We start from the raw sequence: 26,700 nt of genomic DNA, 5'->3' as shown, positions 1-26,700 counted from the left end.
GGCCGTCTTTCGTTCTTCGGAAAGGAAAATTTAATTTTCAAAGGAACTTCCTGAATATCCACTTTTTGGGTATCTTTCTACTTTATACTTTATACTCAGTACTTTAAACTTCAGACACCCGTCCTCGGTCTTCGGACTACCTAACTACTTCCCCAACGCCTCCTCTATCAATAAAGCATAAAAATCTGTTGTGGTTTGTCCATTGGCTCTAACCTGCTGCGGAATAATACTATTAGCAGATTGCCCAGGAATCGTATTGATTTCAATAAAATAAAAATCCTGCTGATTAGACGCTAATATAAAATCTATCCTCACCATACCTTTGCAATTCAATTGTTGGTATGCTTTAGAAACTATTCTGCCTACCTTATCTTTTACACTAATATCAAGTTCTGCCGGAGTAATTTCTTCTGTAACACCATCCGTATATTTAGCCTCAAAATCAAAAAACTCTTTTTGGGTTTTAATCTCCGTGATGGGTAAAACCTTAATCTCACCTTTTTCTTTATAGATACCAACGGTAAATTCTCTTCCTGATATAAATTCTTCAACCAAAACTTCAGAACCCTCAGCAAAGGCTTTTTTAACAGCTTCATCTAAATCTGCCCAATCATTCACTTTAGACATACCGATGCTACTACCCCCATTATTAGGTTTAATAAATAAAGGAAGTTTTAGTTTCGCTTTAATTTTATCTTGACTGTATTCATCCATTCCAAATAATTGGATAGATTGTGCAGTAAACAGTTCATCTACATCTCTCACAATAGCTTTAGAATAAGCCTTATTCATGGTAATGGCAGAAGTTGTAGTATCGCAACTGGTGTAAGGCAAACCTATTAAATCAAAATAACCTTGTAGCTTTCCATCTTCACCTGGCTCGCCATGAATCATGATAAAAGCACAATCAAATGTTACTTTCTCGCCATTTACATGGATGCTGAAATCATTTTTATCAACAAAAGTTACAGTACCATCACCTACTTGGTAGTACCATTTATCTTTTTCTAATATAATTTTATAAACCTGATAAGGTGCTTTAGATAAACTTTCTTCTACCTGCGCTGCACTTCTTAAAGACACTACAGCTTCGCCAGTAAAACCTCCGGCTACTAGGGCAACATTCTTTTTGATCATGCGCCAAATATAATTTTAAATGATAACATATAACTCTTCGTGAACTAAAAAAAATTGATTCTATTTCCTGAATTTTGGCTAAGTTTGAGGTATTATTTTTGATTCAATTTTACTAAATGAATAAATTTTTCAAGTATCTGGCAACACCCGAATTTCGTAAACAGCTAATCATAGCTTTTGCTGCCATTGTAATTTTATTATTTAGTGTATTCTTAAGTTTAAGATATTATACTCGCCATGGCGAAGGCTTACCTGTACCAAATCTCAAAGGTTTAGACATAGAAAGCGCCATTAAACTACTTGAAGCAGATGGCTTTAGATACCAAATAGATTCTGTTTTTGTGATGGATAAAAAGCCTGGATTAGTTTTAGAGCAGGACCCAGACCCTGAGACAAATGTTAAAACCAATCGTATTATTTATTTAACAATTGTAAGCTCACAAACACCTGACGTTAGTTTTCCCGACATAGACCACATGACATTAGTAGAAGTACAAGCTATTTTAGCCAATTACGGTTTAAAACTTGGCGATACCACTTACAAAGCAGATATAGCCAGAGATGCTGTTTTAGCTTATTCTTATGCCGGACAACCTTTACGTGTTGGCCAAAAAATACCAAAAGGTTCTAAAATTGATTTAGTTTTAGGCGATGGTATGGGCGCCAGTGAAATTGAAGTGCCAGATTTACGCGGACTAACTTTAAGCGAAGCCAGATTTTCTTTAAAAGGCTCATCCTTAACTTTAGGAGATATTTTATACGAGGGCAATGTTAGCGATACTGCTAATGCTATTGTGATATCACAAACACCATCTGTACAAGATTCTGTTATAAAAGTTAGTATCGGTACGCGTATCAATTTGGTCTTATCTAGCCAATAATTTATTTATGGATGATATTATAGCTGATGAATTTCTAGCACTGCAACAATCAGGAGCTTTGGAACGCTATTTACTTTTAGATGTAAGAGAACCTTTAGAATTTCATACCCATAATGTAGGAGGTATCAATATACCGCTAGGAAAATTACAAAATCTAATTAGTGAAAACGACATTGACTTTGATACGGAACAAGCTATCATTGTGATTTGCCAAAGAGGATTGAGAAGCAAGACAGCTAAAAGCATCTTAAACCAAAACGGTTTTAAAAACGTTAGAAATCTTACCGGTGGATTATTAAAATTAAGACAGATATAAATTACTCTTTTACCCAATATGGCTCAAGAAAAAACATCCAATTTAAGAAAAATTGCCATTGCATTATTCATCATTGTATTTGCTGCTAGTGCTTTTATTTTACCTAAAATTTACTTCAAGTTCATCGCAGACAATGTAAACATTAGCGAAAAAACTTATTTATACATTCCTTCTGATGCAGATTTCAAGCAGGTTAAAGATTCCTTAGATGCTAAAGCACAATTTAAGCGTCCCGAGTATTTTTACGATTTAGCTAAAGAACGTGAGTTAGAAAAGAAATTTAAACCTGGTAAATATGCCTTAAAACCCGGTATGAATAACAGAGCAATTATTAACATGCTAATTGCAGGTAACCAAGAACCCGTTCAGGTATCTTTTAGGAATTTAAGACTTAAAGAAAATTTAGCTGCTGTTATTTCAAAAAAACTAGAGTTTGATTCTACACAATTTATGCAATTGCTAGATTCTACAGCTTTTATAAAGCAATATGGCTTTAATAAAGATAATGTGTACACACTTTTCATACCCAATTCTTATGAAATGTACTGGAATGTTTCTGCCGAAGATTTCTTCATCAGGATGCATAAAGAATACACTAGCTTTTGGAATACGGAGCGTAAACAAAAAGCAGAAGCTTTAAATTTAAGTCAGCAAGAAGTATCTATTTTAGCTTCTATTGTTGATGCTGAAGCTTTAATGGATAAAGAAATGCCTACCATTGCAGGTTTATACTTAAACAGACTAAAAAGAGGTATTAAATTAGAAGCAGACCCTACCGTGATTTTCGCTAATCAAGATTTCACCATCAGAAGGGTACTAAATAAACATTTAACTAAAGTATCGCCGTACAACACTTATCGTGTAACAGGTTTGCCTCCAGGGCCAATCATGATGCCTTCTATCAATGCAATTGACGCTGTTTTAAATTACGAAAAGCATAATTATATCTATATGTGTGCTAAAGAAGACTTTTCTGGCTACCATAACTTTGCCGATAATTTAGCAGACCATTTAGCAAATGCTCGTAAATTTCAACAAGCATTAAATCAAAGAAATATCAAAAAATAAGGCATGTTTAGCTACGAAACCAATATCAGAGTAAGATATGCCGAAACAGACCAGATGGGTTATGTTTATTACGGCAATTATGCAGCTTTTTATGAGGTTGCTCGTACAGAAATGCTGAGAAGTTTAGGCATGACATACAAGTCTATGGAACAAGATGGCGTGATGATGCCCGTATTAGAAATGCGAACCAAATATTTTAAACCTGCTAAATACGATGAAAACATCACCGTTAAAGTAACCATCAAGGAAAAACCAGGTATAAGAATTATTTTTCATTATGATATTTTTAATGAACAACAAGAACACTTGAATACTGGCGAAACAACTTTAGTGTTTGTAGATATGGAGAAAAACAGGCCATGCCTACCGCCAAGCAACTTCATGGAAAAAATTAGCGTATTTTTTGATTAACTTCGTTAAATGCAGTGGCTACATAACTTTTTATATAGGTTTAGATTTTATCAGCATATTATAGAATGGACAAAGGTTTTAATTTTACCGGGCTTTAGTCCGCTACCTTTTTATACCGTAGCTGTTTTTTTCTTTCAGGAAATCAAGAAAGACTCTTTAGTAAATAAAGCATCTTCTCTTGCCTATAATTTCATGATGGCTATCTTCCCATCCATCATTTTTCTTTTTACACTCATCCCCTATATCCCCATAGATAATTTCCAAGATCAATTAATGACAGTTATTGCCTTGGTATTACCAGAGAATGCTTATTTAGCTTTAGAATCAACCATTGAGGATATTGTTAAAAATCAAAATGGTAAATTATTATCCTTGGGTTTTATATTAGCCTTGTTTTTTGCTACCAATGGTATACATACATTAATGCAGGCTTTTAATAAATCATCCTTAATTATAGAAACCAGAGGATGGCTAAAGCAAAGAATAGTTGCTTTTAACCTTACTGTTTTAATTGCCTTTTCTATCATCATAGGTATAACTGTTCTTATTGTTGGCGAGTTTGTTATTACTACATTTAGAACGGGCTTAAACTTAGATAGTAATGGCTTTTGGATTTTTCTCATCACCATTACCCGCTGGATGATCATCATAGCTGTATATTTTATTACCACTTCTTTACTTTATAGATATGGCCCAGCAAATTCTAAAAAATGGAAGTTATTTAGTGCCGGTTCTTGGCTAGCTACCTTGCTTGCCATTATTAGTACCATAGGTTTTTCGTACTACATCAATAATTTTGGGGCTTACAACAAATTATATGGCTCCATTGGTACTTTGTTAGTGGTGATGATTTGGCTTTATATCAACTCGCTCATTCTCTTAATTGGTTTCGAGCTAAATGCCAGTTTAGATTTATCAAAAAGAAGTATCAAAATTGTAAAGCCAAGATTTAACTCTTTTAAAACAGAACCTCAAAATAAAATCAAAACATCTTAAATATGACCACAAAACAAGCGCCTTACCAACTTTCTAGTTTAATTACCGAAGAACAAATTAAAGAAGGATTAAGCAGACAAATTTTTGGTTATGATGACCAAGTGATGATGGTTAAAGTATTTTTTAAAAAAGATGTTATTGGTGATTTACACGCACACCCCCATGTACAGGTAAGCTATGTGGCAGAAGGAAGCTTTGAAGTTTATATTGGTGATGAAACCCAAATACTCAGAAAAGGTGATGGATTTTACATCAAACCCGAAACCATCCACGGTGTAAAATGCTTAGAAGATGGCATTTTAGTAGATGTATTTAATCCATTACGAGATGATTTCATCTCTTAAACCTATCATATACCCCATTCGGATAATTTTAATGTATTGATAAATAAAAAGTTAAGCCAAAAAAGAGAAAAATAACATTTTCTACTTTGGAGATTTGCTTTGAGTTTGTACTTTTGCGGCGGAGAGTTGGCAGAGTGGTCGATTGCGGCAGTCTTGAAAACTGTTGACTGTAACAGGTCCGGGGGTTCGAATCCCTCACTCTCCGCCAAGTATAGAAAAGCCTTAAAATCGCATAATTTTAAGGCTTTTTTGTTCTATTTTCTAAAAATAGAAACCTCTTTTCCAAGCCATTCTAACTCTAAAATTATTGCCAATTTAACTTAATACATTGCTAGTCGTGTTGCAATACAAAATCCGCCATTCAACTTATATTTACGATCATAACCAATGGCAACTCAACAACCATGAAAAAACTAGCTTTACAACTTATTTTTTTAAGCTTTGTAGTACATGTACAGGCTCAACAACCATTATCTACGCTTCAGGAATGGCCTAAAGGCTATCACCCAAAAGAAGTAGGCTTAAAAATAGTTAGTAATTTCTTGCCACGACCAAATATGCTAACACCACAAGATACTACCATACATTATGCACAAGTATGTACTTGGTATGGCAGTTTAACTTTTGCTCATCTCACTAAAAATAAATCCCTACAAAAACAACTGATTGATAAGTATGACACACTTATGCTAAATCAAGATATTATCCCTAGCAAAGAACATGTAGACTATAACGTGTTTGGTATTATTCCTTTAGAAATAGCTATTCAAACTAAAAACAAAGAGAAACTTGCCTTTGGTAAAGAAAAGGCCGATATACAATGGAGAAATCCGCTACCTAATGGCATGAGTAAGCAAACCAGGTATTGGATAGATGATATGTATATGATATCTGTTTTACAAGCTCAAGCTTACCGAGCTACAAAAAACCCTGTTTATTTAGAAAGAGCGGCACTTCAAATGGTAGCTTATTTAGATTCTTTGCAGCAAGAAAATGGCTTGTTTTTTCATGGTGCTAAAGGCCGATTTTTTTGGGGGAGGGGAAATGGATGGATGGCTGCTGGGATGACAGAACTACTTACAGATTTACCCAAAAACAACTTGCATTATGCTAAAATAATGGATGGTTACCAGAAAATGATGACTGCTCTCTTATCATATCAGGATGAAAAAGGTTTATGGCATCAATTGGTAGATTACCCTGAAGCTTGGGAAGAAACATCATCATCAGGTATGTTTACTTTCGCCTTCATAACGGGGCTGAAAAAGGGTTGGCTAGACCCTGTAAAATATTTACCGGCAACACAAAAAGCTTGGAAGGCTTTGGTAGATAAAATTGATAATCAGGGCAATATACAGGATGTTTGTGCTGGCATGGGCCAAAGAGTGGATGCCGCTGGTTATTTAAACGCAAGAAGAGCAAATGGAGATTATCATGGTCAAGCACCTTTGTTATGGTGCGCTTCTGCCCTACTTAAATAAGCAGAAATAAAAACGCTTATCATTTAAAACTATTTATACCTGTTTTAAATATTTAGGCAAGCAAAATAATTATGTATAATAGATTATGGGACAACAATAGCGGTTGAAATATTTTGCCGACCATCGTAATCTACCTGAACTAGTCTGACAAAAACATTTTTTTTAGATATTTCATCCTCATCATTACACGCTGCCAAAAGAAAAATACCGAGTATAATTAACGAAAACTTTAAGTTCTTCCGAAAACTTAATCCTAAAAAAAACAATAAAGCTATGCTTTCTTTAAAAATATCGTTTATAGGTATACTAAAACTATAATTTATAAGCTCATTAGAATTAGCATTAATAGCGCTACTAGCTACTTCTCCTAGATCATACCAAACTACACCGTCTTCCGAAGCCTGTATAATAAAATGGCTATTATTTGCCTCACTTATCGTTGACCATTTTATGGTAACAGTTTCTAAATTACGTTCTGATGTAAAATTTAATAAACTAACAGGCAAAACCTCTATAGGTGACTCTACTTGTGAAATTGTAGCTCCTATTTTTTCACCTTGATAGTATTGTTCTGCTTTAACATTGTTGAAACAAAACCATAATGTTATAAATATTAAAAATTTCATAGTCATTTTGTTGTGTTGGCTTATGCCTGAAAAAATTGATGTAAATTCTCACGTCCAAACAATTACGTCTATTATGAGCTGGCTTCTTTGTCTACTAATAATTTGCTTCGTATTCAAGTCCTGTGAATTTAGTTGTGCATTTATTTATGAGTTTATGGATATTACCAATTCTCCAATTTCTTGCAACATAAAAATTCAAAACAGAAAACTCAAAACCAACAACTAATTACAAACAACCCTAATAAACTAATGACACTAATGAACTAATGACACTAACCCCCTGATAGCTATCGAGTCTAACAAACTAACCAACTACAAACTAACCAACTAAACTCCCCCTCTCAGCTCCAACACCGCCGTATTCAACTTTCTTCTGATTTCTTTTTCTTTAGCCCTGTCGTGATAATTGAGTAATACTTGTACTTTAAATTTGGTATAATCTTTCTTAATTTCTAGGGTTTTAACAGAGAAGCCATCTTTCATGGTATAATCTTCATAAGGTTTGATGACACTTTCTAGATATGCTTCTAAACTTGCTGGTGTCTGGTTTAAGTGAACATCCAGTTCAAACTCTACCGTAAGTTTTTTAATATTTTGTTTCGACTGGTTAACAATTAAAGAAGTAAAAATAACCGAGTTAGGTATCAGCACCATATCGTTATCTTCATTCTGGATGATGATATTGATTAAGGTAATATCTAAAATCTTCCCTTCTTGGTCTAATACTTTGATATGATCTCCTAAAGACAAACGGTCTGAAAACATGATGATTAAGCCGTTAATCATATTGGTTACGTACTCCTTAAATATCAAAGCTATAGCTGCTGCAACAATGGTTATGCTGGTTAGAAACTTGATAGGGTCTATCCCCATAAATACCATAATGGCTATGATGAGGAAAACCGTATTTAAAACCGAAACAATGCGGTTAATACCCAAGATAAAATTGTCTTTGATATTAGCCTTGAGGTTATTTTTACGTACATACCAATAAATGATGATTAAACGCACTACCGAAATAGAGAAACTTGCCCCCGTAACAATCAGTAAAGAATAAGCTACTTTACCAATAATAGGCACTTTAGCATAAATTTCTGGCTGGTTGATATTAAAATATACCAAAGTAGCATAAACAACAAGTTTAATAAAAATAACGAGGAGCTCGTTTGTGGTACTTCTTTCTTTAGCTGTGATATCTTTAATATTCATATAGGCTTTAATCTACATCAAATTTAAAGAAAAAGACAATTAAATATAATCAGACGACTAGCTGCGATGAAATATTTTAGTCAGCACAGCTAGCTTAGCTGCTATTTGAGGCTTTAATTCATCGCCCACGAGCTTAAAAGACCAATTTTGTTCTGTAATACCAGGCAGATTCATCCTACTTTGTTTATCTAAATTTAAAATATCCTGTAAAGGGATGATAGCCGTTTTACAAACCGAGGCATAGGCCATACGGATGATTTCTTCGGCTACATTTTGCTGGCTTATTTTCTTATTGCAATACAAATTTAGGTTAGCTTTGATAGGATTTCCGGCTTCTTTATACCAGCCTAACAAGGTATTATTATCATGTGTACCTGTATAAACAAAGAAATTTTCTTGATGATGATGCGGTGTATGCAAAGATTGCGGCATATCATCCCCAAAAGAAAACTGTAAAACTTTCATTCCAGCTAGTTCAAATTGGTCTCTTAGTTGAAAAACACCTTGATTAACATCGCCCAAATCCTCGGCTATAAAAGGTTTTTCTGGAAAGTGTTTTAAAATAAAATCAAAAAAATCAGCTCCCGGTCCCTCCTTCCAAGTCCCATCTTTAGCTGTTTGCGCACCTGCTGGCACTTCCCAATAATCATAAAAAGCCCTAAAGTGGTCTAGTCGCAAAACATCAAACCATTGGATATTCTTTTGCAAGCGTTTTAACCACCAATCATAATTTTGCTTTTTTAAAACATCCCACCTAAAAACGGGCATGCCCCAAAGCTGACCATATTCATTAAAATAATCGGGCGGTACACCTGCAATACCTTGGATTTTACCCTCTTCATCCAAAGCGAAAATATCTTGTTGCGCCCATACATCTGCCGATTGATGGTTGACATAAAAAGGCAAATCACCAATAATTTCCACATCATTTTGTTTGGCATAAGCTTTTAACTGTTGCCATTGCAAATCAAACAAGTATTGTTGCCATTTAATTTCTGTAATTGCTTCTTGGTGCTTTTCAGTTTCTGCTGTTAAAGCCTTTAATTCACGCTTTTTTACAGCACTAGGCCATTGGTACCAAGGCTTTTTATATTGCTGATGTAAAGCCATAAAAAGCGCATAATCATTTAACCAATAGCTTTCTTGCTGGCAAAATTGCTGAAAAGCAGGCGGTAATTGCTGTTTAGCCTGTTGCCAAGCTTTTTTTAATAACAACTTTTTGCTTTTTTCTACTTGAGGATAATCTACCCGGTTTTCTGGATGTATAGCAGCCCTATCTACATCCTTTTGTTGCAAATAACCCTGTTGTACCAGTGGTTCTAAAGCTATAAACAAATTATTGCCTGCCATACTGCTCCAACTGCTATAGGGTGAAAAAGCTTCTGAAACTGCCAAAGGCGTTAGTGGTAATATTTGCCAATAGCGCTGTTTGGCCTGTTTTAAAAAATCTATAAACTGATAGGCTTGCTGGCCTAAATCGCCAATACCATAGGCAGAAGGTAAAGAACTGATATGTAAAAGTATCCCAGCAGAACGCTTATCTTCCTTTTTGCTTTCTAAAATGGCAAAAGGTAAATAGCTTAAAATATCTTTAATATAAACAGCTTCCGTAGTTTCTTTGGTTATTAAATTTCGCCAAGGCTTGTTTTGGGCGTTTAGCAATTTTGTATCGCCCCAATCTATATCTTCTATTTTACACTGATATTTTTCGCACAACAATGCCGGATGCAATACCGCAACAACCAAAACTTCCTGCTCATTAAATACCCTTTTAAAAGCAATTAAATGCTCTTTAAACTTTCCTTCTATACTTACAGGTTGGTAGGCTGCATGGGCATAAAATTCTTTATTTTGCTTACGCTGATGGATGAGCAAATGTGTTAGCCAAAACTTGATTTTAGCATCAGTAGGGTGATTTAATAAATCTTTGATTTGATGGGGTTTAAGATCTTGCACCTCATCTAAATATTGGTTTCTAAGCTTGTAATCTATCTGTTGTCTGTTATCTGGGTCTACAAAAGTAAAATCCCAAAGCTCTGTACCTTGGTAAACATCGGGCACACCGGGGCAAGTAAATTTTAATAACAATTGCACCAAAGCATTATAAACCCCATAAGCAGCTATTTTTTGATGAAATTCTTGAAAACTTGCCATGAACGGATGCTCTGAATTTAGTAGCGCAGCTACAAATTGCTTTACACAGTTTTCATAGCTTTCGTTAGGTTTATTCCAGTCTGATTGTATTTTGCCTTCTCTTAAAGCTTTTACTAAATAGGCTTCAAAACGTGGTAAGAAATCGTCTGAAATATGATCTGGCATCGGGAAATTACCCACCAAATTTTGGTAAATAAAATACTCATCTTGAGGCTCAATTTTAAACCTACGTACCAAATTCTGATTCATTTTACGCCAGTGCCTAACTTTTTCTACCCATAAATTGGGTAAATGCGTTAAAACGTTTAGCCTTGCCCGGGCATCTTCGCCCCTTTTGGTATCATGGGTAGAAGTGGTATTTAAGGTTAAAGGCATCAGCGCTTGTCGCTTTTGCATCCATTCATGAAAATAAGCGGTAGAAATGCCAAAACATTCGGGATGATCGCCGACCTCATTATGCCCAATAAACCTAAAATTGGTATACATCAAAGTATCTTCAACGCCTTTGGCCATTAACGGCCCGCTAAACTGCATCAAACGCTTGTAAAATAAACTCGCGGTGCTTCTTATTTGCTTATCTTCCTGCTGCTGTGGTCTATTTAAAATCACATCCTCTAAACTATTAAACCCTAAAAGGTATTCAGGCTTATCGGCTTTAAGCCTGATGAAAATGCTTTTTAAACTTTCAAACTCTTCTTTTGCTAATGGAAAACTATCCCCATAAAACCTATACACAGGCACATAAACCAAAAACCAAGCGATGGCTTGTTTGATGTCTTCGGCACTAGCATCTGTTTCTAATTTTAAAGTATGGAAGTATTTGCAAAGGTTATATAACTCGCCCTGCATATTCTGGAATAGGAAATCAACTTTTTTCTCATGCACCTGTTCTTCAAAACTTTTTTCCTGAGGGATGATTTCTTGATACAAAGCATTAAATGTTTCCTCTGCCGGGCTGTAAGTCAGCAAGTTATTCACCAAACCTAAAAAATCATAACCGCTAGTTCCTGCTATTTGCCACTCTAGCGGTAATTCTTCACCTTTTTCAAGGATTTTCTCTGCTACAATATATTGATCACCAACAAGCTTTTGAAGCTGTTGCAGGTATTTTGTGGGGTTATATAAACCGTCAATATGGTCTAAACGTAAAGCTTGGATAAGATCCTGGTCTAAAAGGTTTTTGATGAATTGATGATAATACTTAAAAACCACCTCATCCTGAATGTTTAAACAAAGCAAACCATTTACAGTAAAAAAACGCCTGTAATTGATACGCTCGCTAGTATCTTGCCAATAACAAAGCTCATAATATTGTTTGTTAACAATGGCTTTTAATAACGTTTGCGATTGGTTAATATCTTGAAGCGTTTGATTTAGTAAAATCTGTATCTTCTTATCCTTTAGTTTTTTATGACTTTCCTGAATAAAAATTTCCCAAGCTTTTGCAAAGGCTTCTTTATTTTTAATGTCCTCTAAATCTTCTAGTTGTTGCAGCAGTTTATCTAGCTTTACATATTTGATTAAACTTTTATAAGAGGCTAAATTAAGTGGGTAACAGGCATCAAAATATTGAAAATAAAACCTACCCATTTTATAAATTAACTGCAGCTCTTGTTTCTTGATAACTTCTTGCAACGACCTGCCTAAAAAAGGTACCATTAGTTTTCCGTTAAAGAAATTAGAGCTAAAAGGAGTATCAAAAAAACTTCTAAACCTAGATTTGCTTCCTTTCTCTAAAACGTCCATCAGCCACTCATTATCCGGATGAAAAGCCATGTGATTGGGTACAATATCTTGCAACCACATCATCTGGTTCTTTTTCAAGAAGTTTTGGATAATCTTTAATTCTGATAAAGAGCCTATTTCTGGATTTATCTGATGTGGATTTACCACGTCATAACCATGTACGCTTTCTTTAACGGCTTTAAAAATAGGTGAAGCATACAACGTATCAACCCCCATCCTTTTAAAATAGCTTAACACTTCTTTAAGCTGTTGAAAGGTAAATTGATGGTTAAACTGTAGACGATAAGTTTGAGCAGGATATTTCATAGGTAGCATTGCGTTTTTTATGACTTGTATTGATAGATTTTAATAGCATTAGGGCCGATTTTGCCCTCCCCAACTGGATGACCAGCCCATTTTTCGTCGGCAGAATCAAAAATCAATTCATAAGCCTGAATTTCTGAATCTGGAATACTTTGCTGCTTATCTGAAAAATTGAGGATACATAAAACCTTTAGATCTTCACCGTTTCTGCTGAGGTAAAGCATTTGCTGCGTTTCATCTGCGTAAGCTTTTAAACCCATTCTTTGAGCGTGTTTAAATATTGGGTGTGTTTTACGAAGCTGGATGAGGGCTTTATAATAGGCAAACATAGTTTTATGCTGTTGTAAATCAAGTTCGCTCCAAGGGAGTTTAGAAGCCTCAAAAGTAGAGATAGCTTGCGGGTCTGGTACTTCTTGTTCGCTTACAAATGCTGCAAATTCTTTCTTTCTACCTTCCTGTACAGCTTTTATCAGCTCTTCGTCTGTATGACTGATAAAATATTGAAATGGAGAACTTGCCGACCATTCTTCGCCCATAAACAGCATCGGGATATAAGGCGAAATAAAAACTGCGGCAGCCAGGAGTTTTTGCATCTCGAAACTAAAAAGCTGGCTACTACGCTCTCCCAACATACGGTTACCCACTTGATCATGGTTTTGAGAGAAAACCACAAAGCGCTCTCCTACTAAACCAGCTGCACTACTACCAAATTTCTTTTTACGATGTGGCGAGTATAAGCCATCAAAAACAAAAGCATCTTGATAGGCTTTGGCTAAAGACGATATACCGTTAAAATCTTCATAATAACCTTTTTTATCGCCTCCAGCACTTACTCTTAAAGCATGATGAAACTCATCTATCCATTGGGCATCCATCGCAAAACCATTTTGGCTAAGAGGCTCTAAATATCGCCTATCGTTTAAATCACACTCGGCAATTAAGAAATGTGTTTTTTGATGTTCCTGATTAAAGGCATCTACATGCTCCTTAATTTCTGCCAGAATATGCTTAGCGCTAAAATCTTTAATGGCATGTACGGCATCTAAACGTAAGCCGTCTATATGAAAATCTCTTAGCCATAGCAATACATTTTCGATATAAAAGGTACGTACAGCATTGCAATGAGCATCATCAAAATTGATGGCTTTACCCCAAGGCGTTTGATATTTATCGGTAAAAAACGGTCCAAAATCATTTAAATAATTCCCTTCCGGACCTAAATGGTTGTATACTACATCTAAAATAACGGCAACACCTTTTTCATGACAGGCGTTTACCAACTCTTGTAAACCTGTATAAGCACCATAACTATCTTGAACGGCAAAAGGAAAGACGCCATCATAACCCCAATTTCTATTTCCAGGGAATTGGGCAACAGGCATCAATTCTATGGCATTGATACCCAAATCAAGCAAATAATCTAGCTTTTGGATGATAGCTTCAAAAGTTCCTTCTGGTGTAAAAGTTCCAACATGCAACTCATAAATGATTACATCTTGCATGGCTGGAATTTGCCAATGCTCATCTGTCCATTCAAAAGCATGTAAATTGGCTACTTTTGAGGCTTGATGAACATCAGGCTGCTGCAAAGCTGTAGGATCTGGCAAAGTTTTATCATCAAGCAGTATAAAATATTCGTCTTCTGGCTGTAGTAAATCTGTTGTTTTTTGCCAATAACCAAAATCGGTCTTTTCTAAATGGATAATGGTTTCATCCTTAGGTTTTAGAACCGATACTTTGTTTGCATTGGGGCACCATAAATTAATGTTTGTAGTACCGTGGCAATAGTTTACGCCTATTTTTCTGCAAGCTTTCGTCATACCTATATGGCTTTAAGTAAAACTACCGACCTGCCCTTTACCGGAATTTCATCTTCTGATTGAAGTACTGTTTCTTCATCAAACTTAGCCTCAGAAGTATCCAAAACCTTTAACCATTTTTTACTATACTTATCGGGCGGTAAATGGTAAATAATGGTATCATGATGGGCATTAAACATCACATAAAAATCATCATCTATAATTTTTTCGCCATCTTCGCTTAAAGATCTGATGCCTTTTCCGTTTAAATAAACTGCCAAAGAGCGGGCAAAATCATGCTGCCAATGTTCATCATCCATCTCTGTACCTTCTGGCAAAAACCAGGCAATATCTTCTAAACCTATCCCTTTTACTGGCATACCTTGAAACCATTTACGTCTGCAGAAAGTAGGATGTTCTTTTCTTAACCTGATCAATGATGCGGTAAACTGCTGTAGCTCATGATCCATTTTTTCCCAATTGAGCCAAGAAATCTCATTATCTTGGCAATAGGCATTGTTATTTCCTTGTTGGGTTCTTCCAAACTCGTCTCCGGCAACTATCATGGGTACACCTTGCGAAAGAAATAGCGTAGTTAAGAAGTTTCTTTTTTGCTGATTTCTTAGGGCGATGATAGCTTCATCATCTGTATCTCCTTCTGCGCCACAATTCCAAGAGCGGTTATGGCTCTCGCCATCCTGATTATTTTCTCCGTTAGCCTCATTATGCTTCTCGTTATAAGAAACCAAATCATGCAAAGTAAAACCATCATGAGCGGTTATAAAATTAATACTGGCTGTTGGCTTACGGTAATCATCCTGATAAAGATCTGAGCTTCCGGTAAATCTATCTGCAAACTCGCCCAACATACTATCAGCACCTATCCAGTAATCTCTGATACAATCGCGGTACTTACCATTCCACTCGGCCCAACCCGGCGGAAATTTCCCTACCTGATAACCACCTTCGCCAACATCCCAAGGCTCTGCTATCAATTTAGCTTGTGAAATGATAGGGTCTTGGTGGATGATATCAAAAAAGGAACTTAATTTTTGTACCTCATGCAGTTCTCTGGCAAGTGTAGAAGCTAAATCAAACCTAAAGCCATCCACATGCATTTCGGTAATCCAATAGCGTAAACTATCCATAATAAGCCTTAAAACATTAGGCAATCGGGCATTTAAGGTATTGCCAGTTCCGGTATAATCCATGTAAAATCTCGGATCTTCTGTTAACCTATAATAGCTACAATTATCTATCCCTTTAAAAGATAAGGTAGGTCCTAAATGGTTTCCTTCTGCCGTATGGTTATAAACCACATCTAAAATCACCTCTATACCTGCTTTGTGCAGGGCTTTTACCATTTCTTTAAATTCGCGTACCTGCTCGCCTAATACTCCTGATGATGAATACCTAACATCTGGCGCAAAAAAACCTATAGTACTATACCCCCAATAATTGTTTAAACCTTGGTCTTGTAAATATTTATCGCTTACGAAATGGTGAACCGGCATTAATTCTACAGCGGTAATACCCAAATCTTTTAAATAAGCAATTGTTGCCGGATGCGCCAAAGCCCGGTAAGTACCCTTTATTTCTTCTGGTATATCCGGATGTTGCATGGTAAAACCTTTTACATGGGTTTCGTAAATGATAGATTTATGCATAGGGATATTTGGTGATGTATCATCTTCCCAATCAAAATAGGAATCAATAACCACAGCTTTAGGAATATAAGGTGCACTATCTTCCTCGCTAAAAGAAAAATCTTCATCCTCATGCCCCACCTGATAAGCAAATAAAGCATTGTGCCATTGTAAAGTGCCTGCTATAGCTTTGGCATAAGGGTCTATCAATAATTTGTGTGGATTAAACCGATGTCCATTTGCTGGTTCATAAGGTCCATAAACTCTAAAGCCATAAAGTTGCCCTGGTTTTAAATCGGGTACATAACAATGCCAAATCTGATGTGTTCTTTCTTTTATCCTGATTTTTACCGATTCTGTCTCGTCTTTTGTAGTGTTAAACAGACACAGATCTACACCAGTAGCATGGTCAGCATATAAGGTAAAATTAACGCCTTTTCCGTCCCAGGTTGCTCCTAATGGGTATGGCTTGCCTGGATATACTTTTATATTCATAGATGATTTTTTTGTGAATGATAGCTAAATATTAAATCAGCATCAGTAACACTAAAAATTGTACCTATTTTTTTTATATCTCTTAATTGTTTAAAACATGAGTAATAAAGTTATATTTTCGGGATAGTGAAAGATTTTTTTCTAGTTATAGATACAGAAACATCTGGTTTACCTAAAAAATGGGATAAACCCTATCAGGAGACTGATAATTGGCCTACATGTATCCAATTGGCATGGATTATTTATCGTAAAAACGGCGAAGAGGTGAAAAGAGAAAACTTCTATATCAAATCTCAAGACCTCAAAATAGAAGAATCAGCATTTAAAATACACGGTATAAAACCAAGTTTTTTAGAAGAAAATGGCGTTAAGCGTAAGCAAGTGCTACAAAAATTCACTTACGATATTAAAAAGTACAATCCTTTATTGATAGCACATTTTATAGAGCTGGATTTTCATATCATTGGTGTTGATGCTTACCGGGCAAAACTTAAAAACCCTATAGAAAATAGTCCTTTGTTTTGTACCATGTTAGCCAGCGCAAAATATGTTCATAATCCATCTGTTAATTTTTTAAGGCTTGCCGAATTGTATGATTTTTTGTTTGATCAAAAGATGCAACAGCAGCACCATGCTTTAGTAGATGCAGAGGCTACCGCAGCCTGCTTTTTTGAAATGCTTAAACGTGGTGATATTACAGCAGCGCAAATAGAAACACAACAGTTTAATTTTAAAACAAAACTACCTAAAGCTAAAACCAAGTCTATTTGGCCATTTAGGATGTTTTAATGCTTAATCATAAAAACGATGATTGAAAAAAGATTAACCATATTAAAAAACACTACTCCTTTTAATCTGTTGCCTGATGATGTTTTGCTGAGCATAGCAGATAGCCTACAGGAGATAAGGTATAATAAAGAGACTTTAGCCTACAGGCAAGAGATTACCAAAATGAAAGGTGTTGATATTATTGCTGAGGGCGAATATGAAACCTTTTTTTATGATGGGCAAAACAATAAACGCTCTGTAGAGATACATCATACAGGCTATTGCTTTGGTGGCATATCGGTACTATTAAACAGAAAAAAGGCCTTAAAATCCGTTATTGTTAAGAAAGGTACCTTGGTTTATTTTTTACCGAGGAAAGATTTTAGAGCTTTATGTAGTGCTTATGATGATTTTTTTCAATACTTCACTACTGATTTTGGTAACAGAATGCAGGATGAAGAATTTGCACATTTCTTTAAAAAACCACCTTCTTTTGAAGAAAGTTATATCGCATCAGAACAGTTATATTCCAGAAAAATTGAAGCTGTTGCCTACCGAGATTTAATCTGCTGTAACCCAGATTTCCCTATCTGTGATGCCGCTAAACTCATGGCCGACAAGAAAGTAAGTTGCTTGTTTGTAAAAGATAACACACAACAAATCATAGGTTTTGTTACTGATATTACTTTAAGAGACCGTGTTATAGCCCAATGTGTGGATGCTAAACAGGCTATCCAAACCATTATGGATAACCCCATTGTAACCATTTCTACCAATGCTTATGTGTATGAGGCTATTTTATTGATGTTTAGAACCAAAGCCCGATACTTGGTGGTAGAAAAAAATGGTGAGTATCTAGGCTTTTTAAGCAGAAACCGCTTATTGAGCGAGCAGGCGCAATCTCCCTTAGTGTTCATCCAATCGGTTAAGCTGGCTTTAAATGCTAAAGAATTAAAGCAAAAATGGGAGAAAGTTCCACTGATTATTACCCAATTATTGGGCAGAGGTGTACAAGCAGAAATTGTAAATCAGGTGATAACTACCATTGCCGATACCATTGCCCAAAAAGTGATAGAAGAAGTGATTACAGAACTGGGTAAGCCACCTGCAAAATTTGTTTTCATGGTTTTAGGTAGCGAGGGAAGAAAAGAGCAAACCCTTAAAACCGACCAAGATAATGCTATCATTTATGAAGATAAGGCTAATGAGCAGCGTGAATTGGTACGCTCTTATTTCTTAGAATTTGCCAAACGTGTTTCTGATAAATTAAATGATATTGGCTTTGTGTATTGCGAGGGCGGCTATATGGCTAGCAATCCTAAATGGACACATTCTTTATCGCATTGGAAACGTAACTATAAGAGTTGGATGGAGGAATCTTTACCAGAAAGCGCCATTAAATTCTCTACTTTTTTTGATTGCCGATACCTGTATGGTGATGAGCAAATTATGAACGAGTTGCAAGACTTTTTAGATGAAGAACTAAAAAACCCGATGGAAAGGTTCTTTGTTTTTATAGCAAAAAATGCGCTTCAGTACAATCCTCCTTTAACTTTCTTTAATAATATCAGAACACAAACTTTAGGGAAATCAGAGGTTTTTGATATTAAAAACGCCATGACACCTGTGGTAGATTTGGTGCGTGTTTATGCCTTACAAAACAGAATTTTCAAACTTAATACTGGCGAAAGATTAAAAGCCTTACAAGAAAAAGGTGTTTTTTCTGAAACTCAGTTTCATGAGTTGATGCAGTCTTATTATTATTTGATGAGTTTAAGGCTAAAAAATCAAGCTTCACAAGTGATTCATGAAAAGATAAAACCTAATAATTATATAGAGCTTAAAAACCTTACCCGTATAGAACAGGTTACCTTAAAAGAAATTTTCAAGACGATAGAAAACTTTCAAGCAGGTATAAAAATGAGGTTTACGAATAATCTTTTAGGTTAAGTGATTTTGGATTTAATAGATGAGAGTTTTAATGAGTTTTAAATGACTGATGGTGAGGAGTCGAGTGTCGTCTTAAGCGGAGTTGAAGCTTTTTATGAGCATACTAGGGAATATTTCGACTCCGCTCAATGTGACAAATATGATTTTTGACAACCTATGTTCTTTTTTGAAAAAGATAGTTGAGGTTAATACTGTTATTAAGTCTATTTTGGTCAGACAAACTGAATTTTAATTTTATAAATTAGCTTATCTATGTTAAGTTCCGAGGAAATAAAAAGTATAGTTAAGTCTGTAGAGGGATACAATGCTGAGTTTAAAGTAAGTATTCCCAGCAAAGTTCGGGAAATTACTTCTGAAATATGCGCTTTTGCTAATGCTGCCGGTGGGATTTTATTATTAGGCGTTACCGATAAAAACGAAATAAAAGGAATTGATATAAACAATGTACAGCGATCTGCCATGCAGAATTCTCTGAATGAAATCAACCCTCAGCTCCATTTCTCATTTTACTTTGTTGATGTTGACGGCTGTCAAATTGGTGTCATAGAAGTAAGTTCAGGTCCGCAGAAACCCTATATCTTCTCTGGAGCAATTTATGTTAGGTTAGGACCTAACTCGCAAAAGCTTACGGGAGCTGAAGAAATGCGAAGATTTTTCCAACAAACTGATAAAATTTATTTTGATGAAACACCATGCTTGGGTTTTAATGCTTCAGAGGATATAGATACTGATTTTTTTGCCGAATTCAGAAAATTAGCGAATTTTTCGCATGGTATTGATGATATTCAAATACAGAAGAACCTTAAGCTTTACCATGATGTTACTTATCTTAAAAATGGTGCAGTTTTATTTTTTGGAAAATTACCCGAGAATTTTTTTGATAAAGCCGTGATACGCTGCATAGCTTTTAGAGGAACAAACAAAACCAACATTACTGACGACAAGTTAATGACCGGACCTTTATACAAGCAATATCTGCAAGCAATGAACTGGCTTAGAAATAAGCTAAACATTAGCTACAAAATTGAAGGATCAGGACCAAGGAAAGAACTATGGGAAATTCCCGAAACTGTTTTTAAAGAGACTATCATCAATGCGCTTTCTCATAGAGATTACTATGATAAAGGAGGCCGTATAAACATTGAATTATTTGATGACCGAATAGAAATTTCTAATCCTGGCGGATTGGTTGAAGCAATTACCAAACAAGAATTTGGAAAAAGAAGCCATAGTCGTAATCCATTAATCTTTGGGTTATTCGAAAGAATACACATGGTGGAACAAATTGGTTCAGGTATTAGCCGGATAAAGGATCTGATGAGCGAGGCTTCTCTATTGCCTCCTGAGTTTTCTTACGAGGGCTTTGTTCGTGGTTACTCTGTGGAGATCTGTCCAAAAAGAAAAGTTGGGTGAAAAGTTGGGTGAAAAATTATCTAATACAGAGCTGCTGCTGCTTAAGGAAATTTCTTTTAATTATAAAGTTTCTCAAAAGAAATTAGCAAGTCTCTTAGGAATATCTACTACTACTGTTGAGAAAAATATTAGAAACTTAAAAGATAAAGGATTTTTAGAGCGTTCCGGACCTGCTAAGGGAGGACATTGGGTAGTATATTTAAAAGAATAGGTCTAAACCTATTTCATTAGCTTGCTCAACATTATAAACCTGAGTTCGATTAATCAGAAAACTGCTAATTGCTTAGAATTATAAGTTTTATAAGCAATTGAAGGTTTTTTAGGAAAAAAAAGAATAAGCCATTAACCCTGCAATAATATTAGCAATAAAGTTATTAGAGGGCCTATGTCTGGAATGATACAACTAGCAGATTTTATAGGCTTATGTATGCCTTGTCAATATTGAGTTTCAGTATCATTGTCTGCTTTGTTTGTCAGGCTGTGTGTCGGTGTATTTTTATTTTTTTGAACGTTGGGAAATTTTTTAAAAACAATTTCTAAGCGTTGGCAAAGTAAGCTCTATTTCAATTTTTGGTCGTGTGTTAGCTTGTGCGAATTGCAATAGAGCTTACTTTTTGCGTGGCTTTTGTATTTCATTTTTTGTTTTCTCCGTTTGTTTTTTGTTTTTGTCAGTCAATGAACTTGCGACCATTATTGTTAGAAATATTATTGTTCCAGTAACTCCTAAACTCATTGATAATTTCTTTTTCAATAAATCGAACTTGCTGTTTACATAGTAGTCACGTCTTGCAAGAAAAAAGTCTGCATACTTCCAAGCCAAGAAACCTCCCAAAATTGAAAGTAAACTACCAATAACAAGTAATGATATGATTTGAAATTCCATTAAATAATGATTGAACGTTTGCCAATAACTTTGTCGTTTGGTGAAGCATCCCAAGAAACACCTGATGCAGGAACTGCTCTTTCTCTTCCCCAAATCCTGATAGCTTCAATTTTTTCGGGAGCTGTCTTGCTTAAAGGAACTATGTTTCTGAAACATTTTTCAAATAATGTATCATCAACGATGCTATCACCGTGGATTACTGCTTGAATTGCAACATCCCTTACTGCTCCTTCAAGGTCTGAACCTGCAAAACCGTCTGAAATTTCAACAAGTTTACTCAACGTGTCTGTTGATGGTTGATTTAGTAGGTGTCGTTTTATATACAAATTGATAATGTCTTTTCGTTCAACTTCACCTGGTAAGTCCACAAAAAACAACTCATCAAATCGTCCTCGGCGTAAAAGTTCAGGCGGAAGTTTAGAAACATCATTTGCAGTTGAAACAACAAACACTTTTGCCATACTCTCCTGAAGCCAAAACAAAAACTGTCCAACCATTCTATTAGATGTTCCTCCATCATTTGAACCAGTCGCACCTGAAAGCCCTTTCTCAATTTCGTCAATCCATAAAACACAAGGTGCGGCATTGTCGGCTGATGCTAATGCTTCTTTTAATCTGTTTTCTGATTGTCCTAGATATTGTCCTTGAATTGCAGCAAGGTCAAGGCGATACAATGGCAAATTCCAATTTGCAGCAATAAATTTGGCTGATAATGATTTGCCACAACCCGGAACGCCAACTAAAAGAACACCTCTTGGTGGTCTCATTTTTCTTGCTTTTAGATCGGCTGTTAATAGTTGCTTTTGATTGTCAAGCCAACTTTGAAGTCCGCTAAGTCCAGCAACAGAAAGAGTAGAAGGGTCAAGTTTTACCTTTTCTAAACCTGATATGTCGCTAAATAATTTATCTTTTGCATTGCTTAATTCCTTGATGTCGTCTTTAGTTAAAGAACCTTTTGCCATTTGAGTAGCCAAAACATTTTCTGCTTCAATCTTGGTCATATTTGCTAAAATGGTAGCTGCCATTTTATAATCTGTTTCGTCCCACTCAAGCGGTATTGAACCTTTGTAAGGAGTAACACATTCTTTAACCACCTCCAACATTTCTTCTTCGTTGGGTGCATCAAGCGTTATTGTCATTCCTAATCGCTGTAATTGGGGCCAAATACTTTTGGTCGTGATTAAACAAATACTTCCTCCTCTTTCTATTGCTTGAACAACACAATCATAAATGTGTCTTGAAACTAAGTTATCATCTTCAATGTCGCTTACTTCTGTAAAAACAAAAGTCAAATTCTGTCTTTGTGAAATGTTCTGAACAGCATAATCTAAACCACCTGCAACGGAACGGTCATCATTTACACTCTTTTTAGATTTTATATCCATTGTTCCGTGTGATAAACTATGAACATAAATAGGGATGTTAATTTCTTCCGCTAATTGTTGTACTACCTCTAAAATCCTAGCTCTTTCGATACTTCGGATTGATATAAAAGGTATTCTTGCTCTGAACATTCGCAAGAGCGAAGTCTTGAACTCTGCTTTATTTGCCATTTTAAAATATTATTTTTCTTCCCGCTGGTGGGATTGTTTCGTTTGTATTTTGTTTGTTGTTTTTCTTATCTGTTTTAATTTCTTCAGGTATGTCGTTAAGACCAAATGTGTTTAACAAAATCAACATTTTTTCTCTACCGCTTGAAATCTTCGAAACATTATCCTTTAATGACTTTTTTATTTCAGCAACAAAATCTTCAAGGTCTTTCTTTAAGGTTTTTCGTAAATCTTCTGGAAGTCCTTTTAAAACAGCAAACTTGCTTAATGGATAAAGATTTTGTTTGCCGTTTCGTAACGCAATTTCAACGTCGTCCTCCGACTTACAGTTTTGCATTTGGAACGAACGTTGGAATTTATCAAGCCAATTTTGTTTTCGCTTTTTATAGACTTCTTCAACTCTTGAATAAAAACGAGAAGCCGTTCCGGCATCAACCGTGAAACTGCCTTTAGCCAATTCTTCTAATGCTGTATCATCACCATTACCGAACTTATCAAGAAGATTTGTCCACTCAGAATATGTTGTCGGTGCTGCCATTACTGTGGTTTAATCCTTGGGTTTATAATTTGATTTGGCGGAACAATATCCCAATCAGGAAATTTCGCATTTCCTTTTTCTGCCTCTGTCCTTCCTTGAAACAAATTTGGTTTTATAGTATTTTCTTTTTTCGGTTCGTGGTTGGTGTTTTCAGATTGTCCTGAATTGTCACCTAAAATTATTTTGTTCATTGTTCTAAATTTTAATTGTTAGATAATATTTCTTGCCGTTTCTTTTGATATACTCGAAAAATCTTCGGGAGTAATTGAAGTTAAAAGGTGTCTTAATTTTTCAGCATTGCTGTCTTCTGATGTGTGTTCTTTTCTGTAATCAACGGTTTCTGCTATGCAACCCCTTAAAACTTCTTTTGCTTTTCGTTTACGTTCTTCAACATTTTCAGTGATTTGTTTTTTAGCCTTGTTATGATTGTTTATTGCATTCCAAATAAGAACGCCACCAATACCAAGTCCAACTATACCAGCAATTACGTGTAAGCTAAATGCCCAAAAGCCAAGTAAACAAACTAATGCTCCAATAATTATACCTGCAAAAGGAAAAGAAAGTTTACCAAGTTCAGTATCTAATACATTTTGATAAAAAGCCTCTTGTTTGTTTACAAGTTCGTTTTCATCGCAACCGTCTTTTGTCGATGTTTTAAAATCATCAATTGCAAGTTCAACAGTTTGAGGAATTTTATTTCTGCTTTGTGCTGTAAATGTGTCGTGGGCTTCAACTATCCAAGGTTGGCTTATCGAAACTGCAAGAGCTTGTGTTACTTTAGTTGCACCTGCTAGCTCAGGATTGAAGGAAGCGTTTGTAAGTAGTTGTAGAAATCAACTTGTTCATCAAAAATATGTTTCTCAGCATCCATAACGGCTAGTGCCGCTGCTTTGTCACCGTCCATTTGAATTATGAGTTGATTAAATCTCACTTGCTCTTGTAATGGCAATTCTTCATCATCAAAATTTGTTACGAGCAAGGATAGTATTTCGTCTAACTGAACTTTAACACCTTTTGAAAAATCTGCTGATGATGAAATGATATTTTTAAAGTGGGAGTTTAAAACATTGTGTGTTTTAGCTTCTTTCAATGAATTTTCTAAAGCGTTCCAATTCGGAGAGAATTTTTCAAGTAATGGATATTTCCCGTCTGACAACGGCCCCATTGCTTCAAAGAATTTTACCCATTGAGATTTTTGTTCACTGATAAATGTGTCGCCTTGTGTAAGTTGATCTAACCAATTTTTAACATTGGTCATCATCAATTGTCTTGATGCAGGTGGGAATACACCAGTCGTAACCGCTTCCAGTATTATTATAAACTCTCTGTCTAGATTATGAGGGTTTTGATGCATAAAATAGCGTTCAAGCCATTTCAAACTTGCATCGTTTCTTGTAAGCCTTCGCATAACTAACATAAAGAAAAGAGTTGTTTTATAGTCGTCTCTTTTCAATGCTTCATTTAAAGCCTTTTCATTTGTGCTTTTATCACTTCTTACCCAAGCTGCTAATGCTACCAAAGCAGGTGCTAACCAATAGCCTGGGGCTTTTATCATAACTTCTTCAGTCGTAAATTTTAAAGTATCATCACTTACAACTCCCGTATCAACACCTTGCAAAATACCAGTTGCCATTCTACGCACTTCGGCATAATAACCAAACTTGATCTGCAAGTCTTGTTTTAAATTTCCTTGTCGTGTTTCTGCAAGTTGTAAGGCTTTGTGTTTTAAATCTGCTTCTACAAAGTCTGCAAAAGTATCAGCAAGTTTTACCAATTCACTTTCCAGTTGGTCTTGCTTAAAATTTAGTGTTCCTAATTCTGAATGAACTCCGCTCATATCAGAACTGATTGACCTTAAAGCACTATTTATAATGGAAAGGTCAGCGTAAGAAATTACTTGTTGATTTGACATATTATTTACGAGTTTAAAGATTTATAATTTGGTGGCTGTTCCGTCTTCACGAATTAAAATGATTTTGTCTTTATAAACTTCAACCATCGCATAAGCATTATGCTTTGCAACAGTTCTTGCTTTTTCAAAGTCTGCTTCCATTGTTTCGTTGGTTTTATAATGTTTTATGATTTGGCTTCCGCTCAAATCAAGCGTATGGACTTCATAAGGATGTCCGAGAAAACACTTAGAAACGATGCCTAAAGGCAAACTAGTAAGTTCGGCTGTGCCGAACTCTTCTTGTATTGCTTTCATTAGTTCATCCATTCCTTTTGTATCGGTTAGTGTCTTAGCATCAAGACCAGCTATCAAGTCTAAATATTTTTTAGAACGTTTCTTTAAAATATCTCTGTCGTTAATGAAGCCAGTTGTTACAGTTTGCTTCTTTCCCGTGTCAAGATTTACATTGTCGTTTTGTAAAATTATTCTTGCCATAGTCTTATGATTTTGATTATTAATATAATAGTGCGTTGGCAAAAAATGGCTCTTTTGGTTTTGCGAAGGGTCGGCTTGTGTGTCGGGCAAAACCAAATGTGCCATTTGTGCGGTGGGAAAAAATTGTTTTTAAAAAATGTGCGGTGTGAAAAAATAAAAATACAGAAGCGTTGGCTTTTGGGTCGGCTGTCTGGTGGTTCATTGTCCCGTCACTTTATGTTTAATTCTGTCGTTCATTCTTGGTGTGTCGTTTTTTAGGCTTGCAGGTAACTAGTAAATATCCCTATCCTATAGCAGATTCCGCACTATAGATTCATAATATGCGCTATCCTTAACCTGCACTAACCTACAGGAAGGATAAAATATAGTTTTGGAATTTGTAATAAATGAAAGTTTGTTAAGGTATGATGCAGCTCCATTTATATTATTGACCATTAGCTTTTCTTGTGCTTGTAGCTTTAAAAAACCACTGCTTAAAGTAAAGAAGGCTATCATAAAGAAATTTATCATAGGCTGATTTAATTTATTGTAATTATAAAGATATTTTTAATGGAAATGAAAGGATTTATGAGTATTCTGTACCTATATACCCAACCTGAT

Annotated in this window: 23 protein-coding genes and 1 tRNA gene; 12 read left to right on the top strand and 12 right to left on the bottom strand. The window is 35.4% G+C overall.

The genetic code is table 11. The features are described from left to right. Positions 1 to 144: 144 nt before the first annotated feature. Positions 145 to 1,137 (bottom strand): D-alanine--D-alanine ligase, encoded by a 993-nt coding sequence (locus B2745_RS14165; protein WP_349681787.1) that lies wholly within the window; start codon positions 1,135 to 1,137, stop codon positions 145 to 147. Positions 1,138 to 1,253: 116 nt separating this feature from the next. Here B2745_RS14165 and B2745_RS14160 point away from each other — a divergent pair, with 116 nt between their 5' ends. The 8 genes from B2745_RS14160 to B2745_RS14125 all read left to right on the top strand — a co-directional run bounded on the left by B2745_RS14160 (position 1,254) and on the right by B2745_RS14125 (position 6,634). Beyond that, the gene (locus tag B2745_RS14160; protein ID WP_304067957.1) at positions 1,254 to 2,018 is read left to right on the top strand and encodes a PASTA domain-containing protein; all 765 of its coding nucleotides are present in this window, start codon (positions 1,254 to 1,256) and stop codon (positions 2,016 to 2,018) included. Between the two features lie 7 nt (positions 2,019 to 2,025). Further along, entirely contained in the window at positions 2,026 to 2,334 is a 309-nt protein-coding gene (locus tag B2745_RS14155) for a rhodanese-like domain-containing protein (RefSeq protein WP_304067955.1), read from the top strand. A gap of 18 nt (positions 2,335 to 2,352) precedes the next feature. Beyond that, positions 2,353 to 3,402, top strand: a complete 1,050-nt coding sequence (gene mltG / locus B2745_RS14150; RefSeq protein WP_304067953.1) for an endolytic transglycosylase MltG — start codon at positions 2,353 to 2,355, stop codon at positions 3,400 to 3,402. A gap of 3 nt (positions 3,403 to 3,405) precedes the next feature. Then, complete coding sequence (locus tag B2745_RS14145) at positions 3,406 to 3,813, top strand: acyl-CoA thioesterase (RefSeq protein ID WP_304067951.1); 408 nt, start codon at positions 3,406 to 3,408, stop codon at positions 3,811 to 3,813. A gap of 9 nt (positions 3,814 to 3,822) precedes the next feature. Continuing rightward, positions 3,823 to 4,809: a YihY/virulence factor BrkB family protein gene (locus tag B2745_RS14140; protein WP_304067948.1), complete on the top strand. Its 987-nt coding sequence runs from the start codon at positions 3,823 to 3,825 to the stop codon at positions 4,807 to 4,809. A 2-nt stretch (positions 4,810 to 4,811) separates the two neighbouring features. Then, positions 4,812 to 5,153, top strand: a complete 342-nt coding sequence (locus B2745_RS14135) for a cupin domain-containing protein (protein WP_304067946.1) — start codon at positions 4,812 to 4,814, stop codon at positions 5,151 to 5,153. A gap of 120 nt (positions 5,154 to 5,273) precedes the next feature. Beyond that, positions 5,274 to 5,361, top strand: a tRNA-Ser gene (locus B2745_RS14130). Positions 5,362 to 5,557: 196 nt separating this feature from the next. Next, a complete protein-coding gene (locus B2745_RS14125) occupies positions 5,558 to 6,634 on the top strand; it encodes a glycoside hydrolase family 88/105 protein (RefSeq protein ID WP_304067943.1) in 1,077 nt (358 codons plus the stop codon). An 83-nt stretch (positions 6,635 to 6,717) separates the two neighbouring features. Here B2745_RS14125 and B2745_RS14120 read toward each other — a convergent pair whose 3' ends face one another. The 5 genes from B2745_RS14120 to glgX all read right to left on the bottom strand — a co-directional run bounded on the left by B2745_RS14120 (position 6,718) and on the right by glgX (position 16,612). Beyond that, positions 6,718 to 7,260: a hypothetical protein gene (locus B2745_RS14120; protein ID WP_304067940.1), complete on the bottom strand. Its 543-nt coding sequence runs from the start codon at positions 7,258 to 7,260 to the stop codon at positions 6,718 to 6,720. Between the two features lie 327 nt (positions 7,261 to 7,587). Next, positions 7,588 to 8,469: a mechanosensitive ion channel family protein gene (locus B2745_RS14115; RefSeq protein WP_304067938.1), complete on the bottom strand. Its 882-nt coding sequence runs from the start codon at positions 8,467 to 8,469 to the stop codon at positions 7,588 to 7,590. A 57-nt stretch (positions 8,470 to 8,526) separates the two neighbouring features. Then, on the bottom strand, positions 8,527 to 12,675 hold the full coding sequence (gene treY, locus B2745_RS14110) for a malto-oligosyltrehalose synthase (protein ID WP_304067935.1): 4,149 nt from the start codon (positions 12,673 to 12,675) through the stop codon (positions 8,527 to 8,529). A gap of 17 nt (positions 12,676 to 12,692) precedes the next feature. Beyond that, positions 12,693 to 14,492 carry a malto-oligosyltrehalose trehalohydrolase gene (gene treZ, locus B2745_RS14105; RefSeq protein ID WP_304067932.1) on the bottom strand — a complete coding sequence of 600 codons (1,800 nt, stop codon included), beginning with the start codon at positions 14,490 to 14,492 and terminating at the stop codon, positions 12,693 to 12,695. A gap of 2 nt (positions 14,493 to 14,494) precedes the next feature. Beyond that, positions 14,495 to 16,612 carry a glycogen debranching protein GlgX gene (glgX, locus tag B2745_RS14100; RefSeq protein WP_304067929.1) on the bottom strand — a complete coding sequence of 706 codons (2,118 nt, stop codon included), beginning with the start codon at positions 16,610 to 16,612 and terminating at the stop codon, positions 14,495 to 14,497. A 126-nt stretch (positions 16,613 to 16,738) separates the two neighbouring features. Between glgX and B2745_RS14095 the strand changes: the two genes are divergently transcribed. The 4 genes from B2745_RS14095 (at position 16,739) to B2745_RS14080 (ending at position 20,954) form a co-directional block, all read left to right on the top strand. After that, positions 16,739 to 17,401 carry a 3'-5' exonuclease gene (locus tag B2745_RS14095; protein ID WP_304067927.1) on the top strand — a complete coding sequence of 221 codons (663 nt, stop codon included), beginning with the start codon at positions 16,739 to 16,741 and terminating at the stop codon, positions 17,399 to 17,401. Positions 17,402 to 17,419: 18 nt separating this feature from the next. Continuing rightward, positions 17,420 to 19,330, top strand: coding sequence for a DUF294 nucleotidyltransferase-like domain-containing protein (locus B2745_RS14090; protein WP_304067924.1), 1,911 nt, complete (start codon positions 17,420 to 17,422; stop codon positions 19,328 to 19,330). Positions 19,331 to 19,582: 252 nt separating this feature from the next. Beyond that, on the top strand, positions 19,583 to 20,743 hold the full coding sequence (locus tag B2745_RS14085) for an ATP-binding protein (protein ID WP_304067922.1): 1,161 nt from the start codon (positions 19,583 to 19,585) through the stop codon (positions 20,741 to 20,743). Further along, positions 20,736 to 20,954, top strand: coding sequence for a winged helix-turn-helix transcriptional regulator (locus B2745_RS14080; protein WP_304067920.1), 219 nt, complete (start codon positions 20,736 to 20,738; stop codon positions 20,952 to 20,954). The genes B2745_RS14085 and B2745_RS14080 overlap by 8 nt, the downstream gene beginning before the upstream one ends. Before the next feature lie 396 nt (positions 20,955 to 21,350). Here the strand turns inward: B2745_RS14080 and B2745_RS14075 are convergent, their stop codons facing one another. The 6 genes from B2745_RS14075 to B2745_RS14050 form a co-directional block, all read right to left on the bottom strand. After that, the gene (locus tag B2745_RS14075; RefSeq protein WP_304067918.1) at positions 21,351 to 21,626 is read right to left on the bottom strand and encodes a hypothetical protein; all 276 of its coding nucleotides are present in this window, start codon (positions 21,624 to 21,626) and stop codon (positions 21,351 to 21,353) included. Then, complete coding sequence (locus tag B2745_RS14070) at positions 21,626 to 23,179, bottom strand: ATP-binding protein (RefSeq protein WP_304067915.1); 1,554 nt, start codon at positions 23,177 to 23,179, stop codon at positions 21,626 to 21,628. Before B2745_RS14070 ends, B2745_RS14075 begins: the two co-directional genes overlap by 1 nt. A gap of 1 nt (position 23,180) precedes the next feature. After that, on the bottom strand, positions 23,181 to 23,714 hold the full coding sequence (locus B2745_RS14065) for a hypothetical protein (RefSeq protein WP_304067912.1): 534 nt from the start codon (positions 23,712 to 23,714) through the stop codon (positions 23,181 to 23,183). Further along, a complete protein-coding gene (locus B2745_RS14060; protein ID WP_304067909.1) occupies positions 23,714 to 23,905 on the bottom strand; it encodes a hypothetical protein in 192 nt (63 codons plus the stop codon). The genes B2745_RS14065 and B2745_RS14060 overlap by 1 nt, the downstream gene beginning before the upstream one ends. A 599-nt stretch (positions 23,906 to 24,504) precedes the next feature. Then, on the bottom strand, positions 24,505 to 25,626 hold the full coding sequence (locus B2745_RS14055; RefSeq protein WP_304067907.1) for a hypothetical protein: 1,122 nt from the start codon (positions 25,624 to 25,626) through the stop codon (positions 24,505 to 24,507). A 21-nt stretch (positions 25,627 to 25,647) separates the two neighbouring features. Then, a complete protein-coding gene (locus B2745_RS14050; RefSeq protein WP_304067905.1) occupies positions 25,648 to 26,100 on the bottom strand; it encodes a hypothetical protein in 453 nt (150 codons plus the stop codon). Between the last annotated feature and the right edge of the window lie 600 nt (positions 26,101 to 26,700).

The organism is Pedobacter glucosidilyticus, from assembly GCF_002483235.1.
In the GTDB taxonomy this organism is placed as follows: domain Bacteria; phylum Bacteroidota; class Bacteroidia; order Sphingobacteriales; family Sphingobacteriaceae; genus Pseudopedobacter; species Pseudopedobacter glucosidilyticum_B.
Note: the sequence above shows the minus strand (reverse complement) of the source record. Positions and strands in the feature narration are given on the sequence as shown.

What these genes read in the sequence shown, in the direction of transcription:
- B2745_RS14165 (WP_349681787.1), bottom strand. Translation starts at nt 1,137, where the DNA reads ATGATCAAAAAGAATGTTGCCCTAGTAGCCGGAGGTTTTACTGGCGAA.
- B2745_RS14160 (WP_304067957.1), top strand. Translation starts at nt 1,254, where the DNA reads ATGAATAAATTTTTCAAGTATCTGGCAACACCCGAATTTCGTAAACAG.
- B2745_RS14155 (WP_304067955.1), top strand. Translation starts at nt 2,026, where the DNA reads ATGGATGATATTATAGCTGATGAATTTCTAGCACTGCAACAATCAGGA.
- mltG (WP_304067953.1), top strand. Translation starts at nt 2,353, where the DNA reads ATGGCTCAAGAAAAAACATCCAATTTAAGAAAAATTGCCATTGCATTA.
- B2745_RS14145 (WP_304067951.1), top strand. Translation starts at nt 3,406, where the DNA reads ATGTTTAGCTACGAAACCAATATCAGAGTAAGATATGCCGAAACAGAC.
- B2745_RS14140 (WP_304067948.1), top strand. Translation starts at nt 3,823, where the DNA reads ATGCAGTGGCTACATAACTTTTTATATAGGTTTAGATTTTATCAGCAT.
- B2745_RS14135 (WP_304067946.1), top strand. Translation starts at nt 4,812, where the DNA reads ATGACCACAAAACAAGCGCCTTACCAACTTTCTAGTTTAATTACCGAA.
- B2745_RS14125 (WP_304067943.1), top strand. Translation starts at nt 5,558, where the DNA reads ATGAAAAAACTAGCTTTACAACTTATTTTTTTAAGCTTTGTAGTACAT.
- B2745_RS14120 (WP_304067940.1), bottom strand. Translation starts at nt 7,260, where the DNA reads ATGAAATTTTTAATATTTATAACATTATGGTTTTGTTTCAACAATGTT.
- B2745_RS14115 (WP_304067938.1), bottom strand. Translation starts at nt 8,469, where the DNA reads ATGAATATTAAAGATATCACAGCTAAAGAAAGAAGTACCACAAACGAG.
- treY (WP_304067935.1), bottom strand. Translation starts at nt 12,675, where the DNA reads ATGAAATATCCTGCTCAAACTTATCGTCTACAGTTTAACCATCAATTT.
- treZ (WP_304067932.1), bottom strand. Translation starts at nt 14,492, where the DNA reads ATGACGAAAGCTTGCAGAAAAATAGGCGTAAACTATTGCCACGGTACT.
- glgX (WP_304067929.1), bottom strand. Translation starts at nt 16,612, where the DNA reads ATGAATATAAAAGTATATCCAGGCAAGCCATACCCATTAGGAGCAACC.
- B2745_RS14090 (WP_304067924.1), top strand. Translation starts at nt 17,420, where the DNA reads ATGATTGAAAAAAGATTAACCATATTAAAAAACACTACTCCTTTTAAT.
- B2745_RS14085 (WP_304067922.1), top strand. Translation starts at nt 19,583, where the DNA reads ATGTTAAGTTCCGAGGAAATAAAAAGTATAGTTAAGTCTGTAGAGGGA.
- B2745_RS14075 (WP_304067918.1), bottom strand. Translation starts at nt 21,626, where the DNA reads ATGGAATTTCAAATCATATCATTACTTGTTATTGGTAGTTTACTTTCA.
- B2745_RS14070 (WP_304067915.1), bottom strand. Translation starts at nt 23,179, where the DNA reads ATGGCAAATAAAGCAGAGTTCAAGACTTCGCTCTTGCGAATGTTCAGA.
- B2745_RS14065 (WP_304067912.1), bottom strand. Translation starts at nt 23,714, where the DNA reads ATGGCAGCACCGACAACATATTCTGAGTGGACAAATCTTCTTGATAAG.
- B2745_RS14060 (WP_304067909.1), bottom strand. Translation starts at nt 23,905, where the DNA reads ATGAACAAAATAATTTTAGGTGACAATTCAGGACAATCTGAAAACACC.
- B2745_RS14055 (WP_304067907.1), bottom strand. Translation starts at nt 25,626, where the DNA reads ATGTCAAATCAACAAGTAATTTCTTACGCTGACCTTTCCATTATAAAT.
- B2745_RS14050 (WP_304067905.1), bottom strand. Translation starts at nt 26,100, where the DNA reads ATGGCAAGAATAATTTTACAAAACGACAATGTAAATCTTGACACGGGA.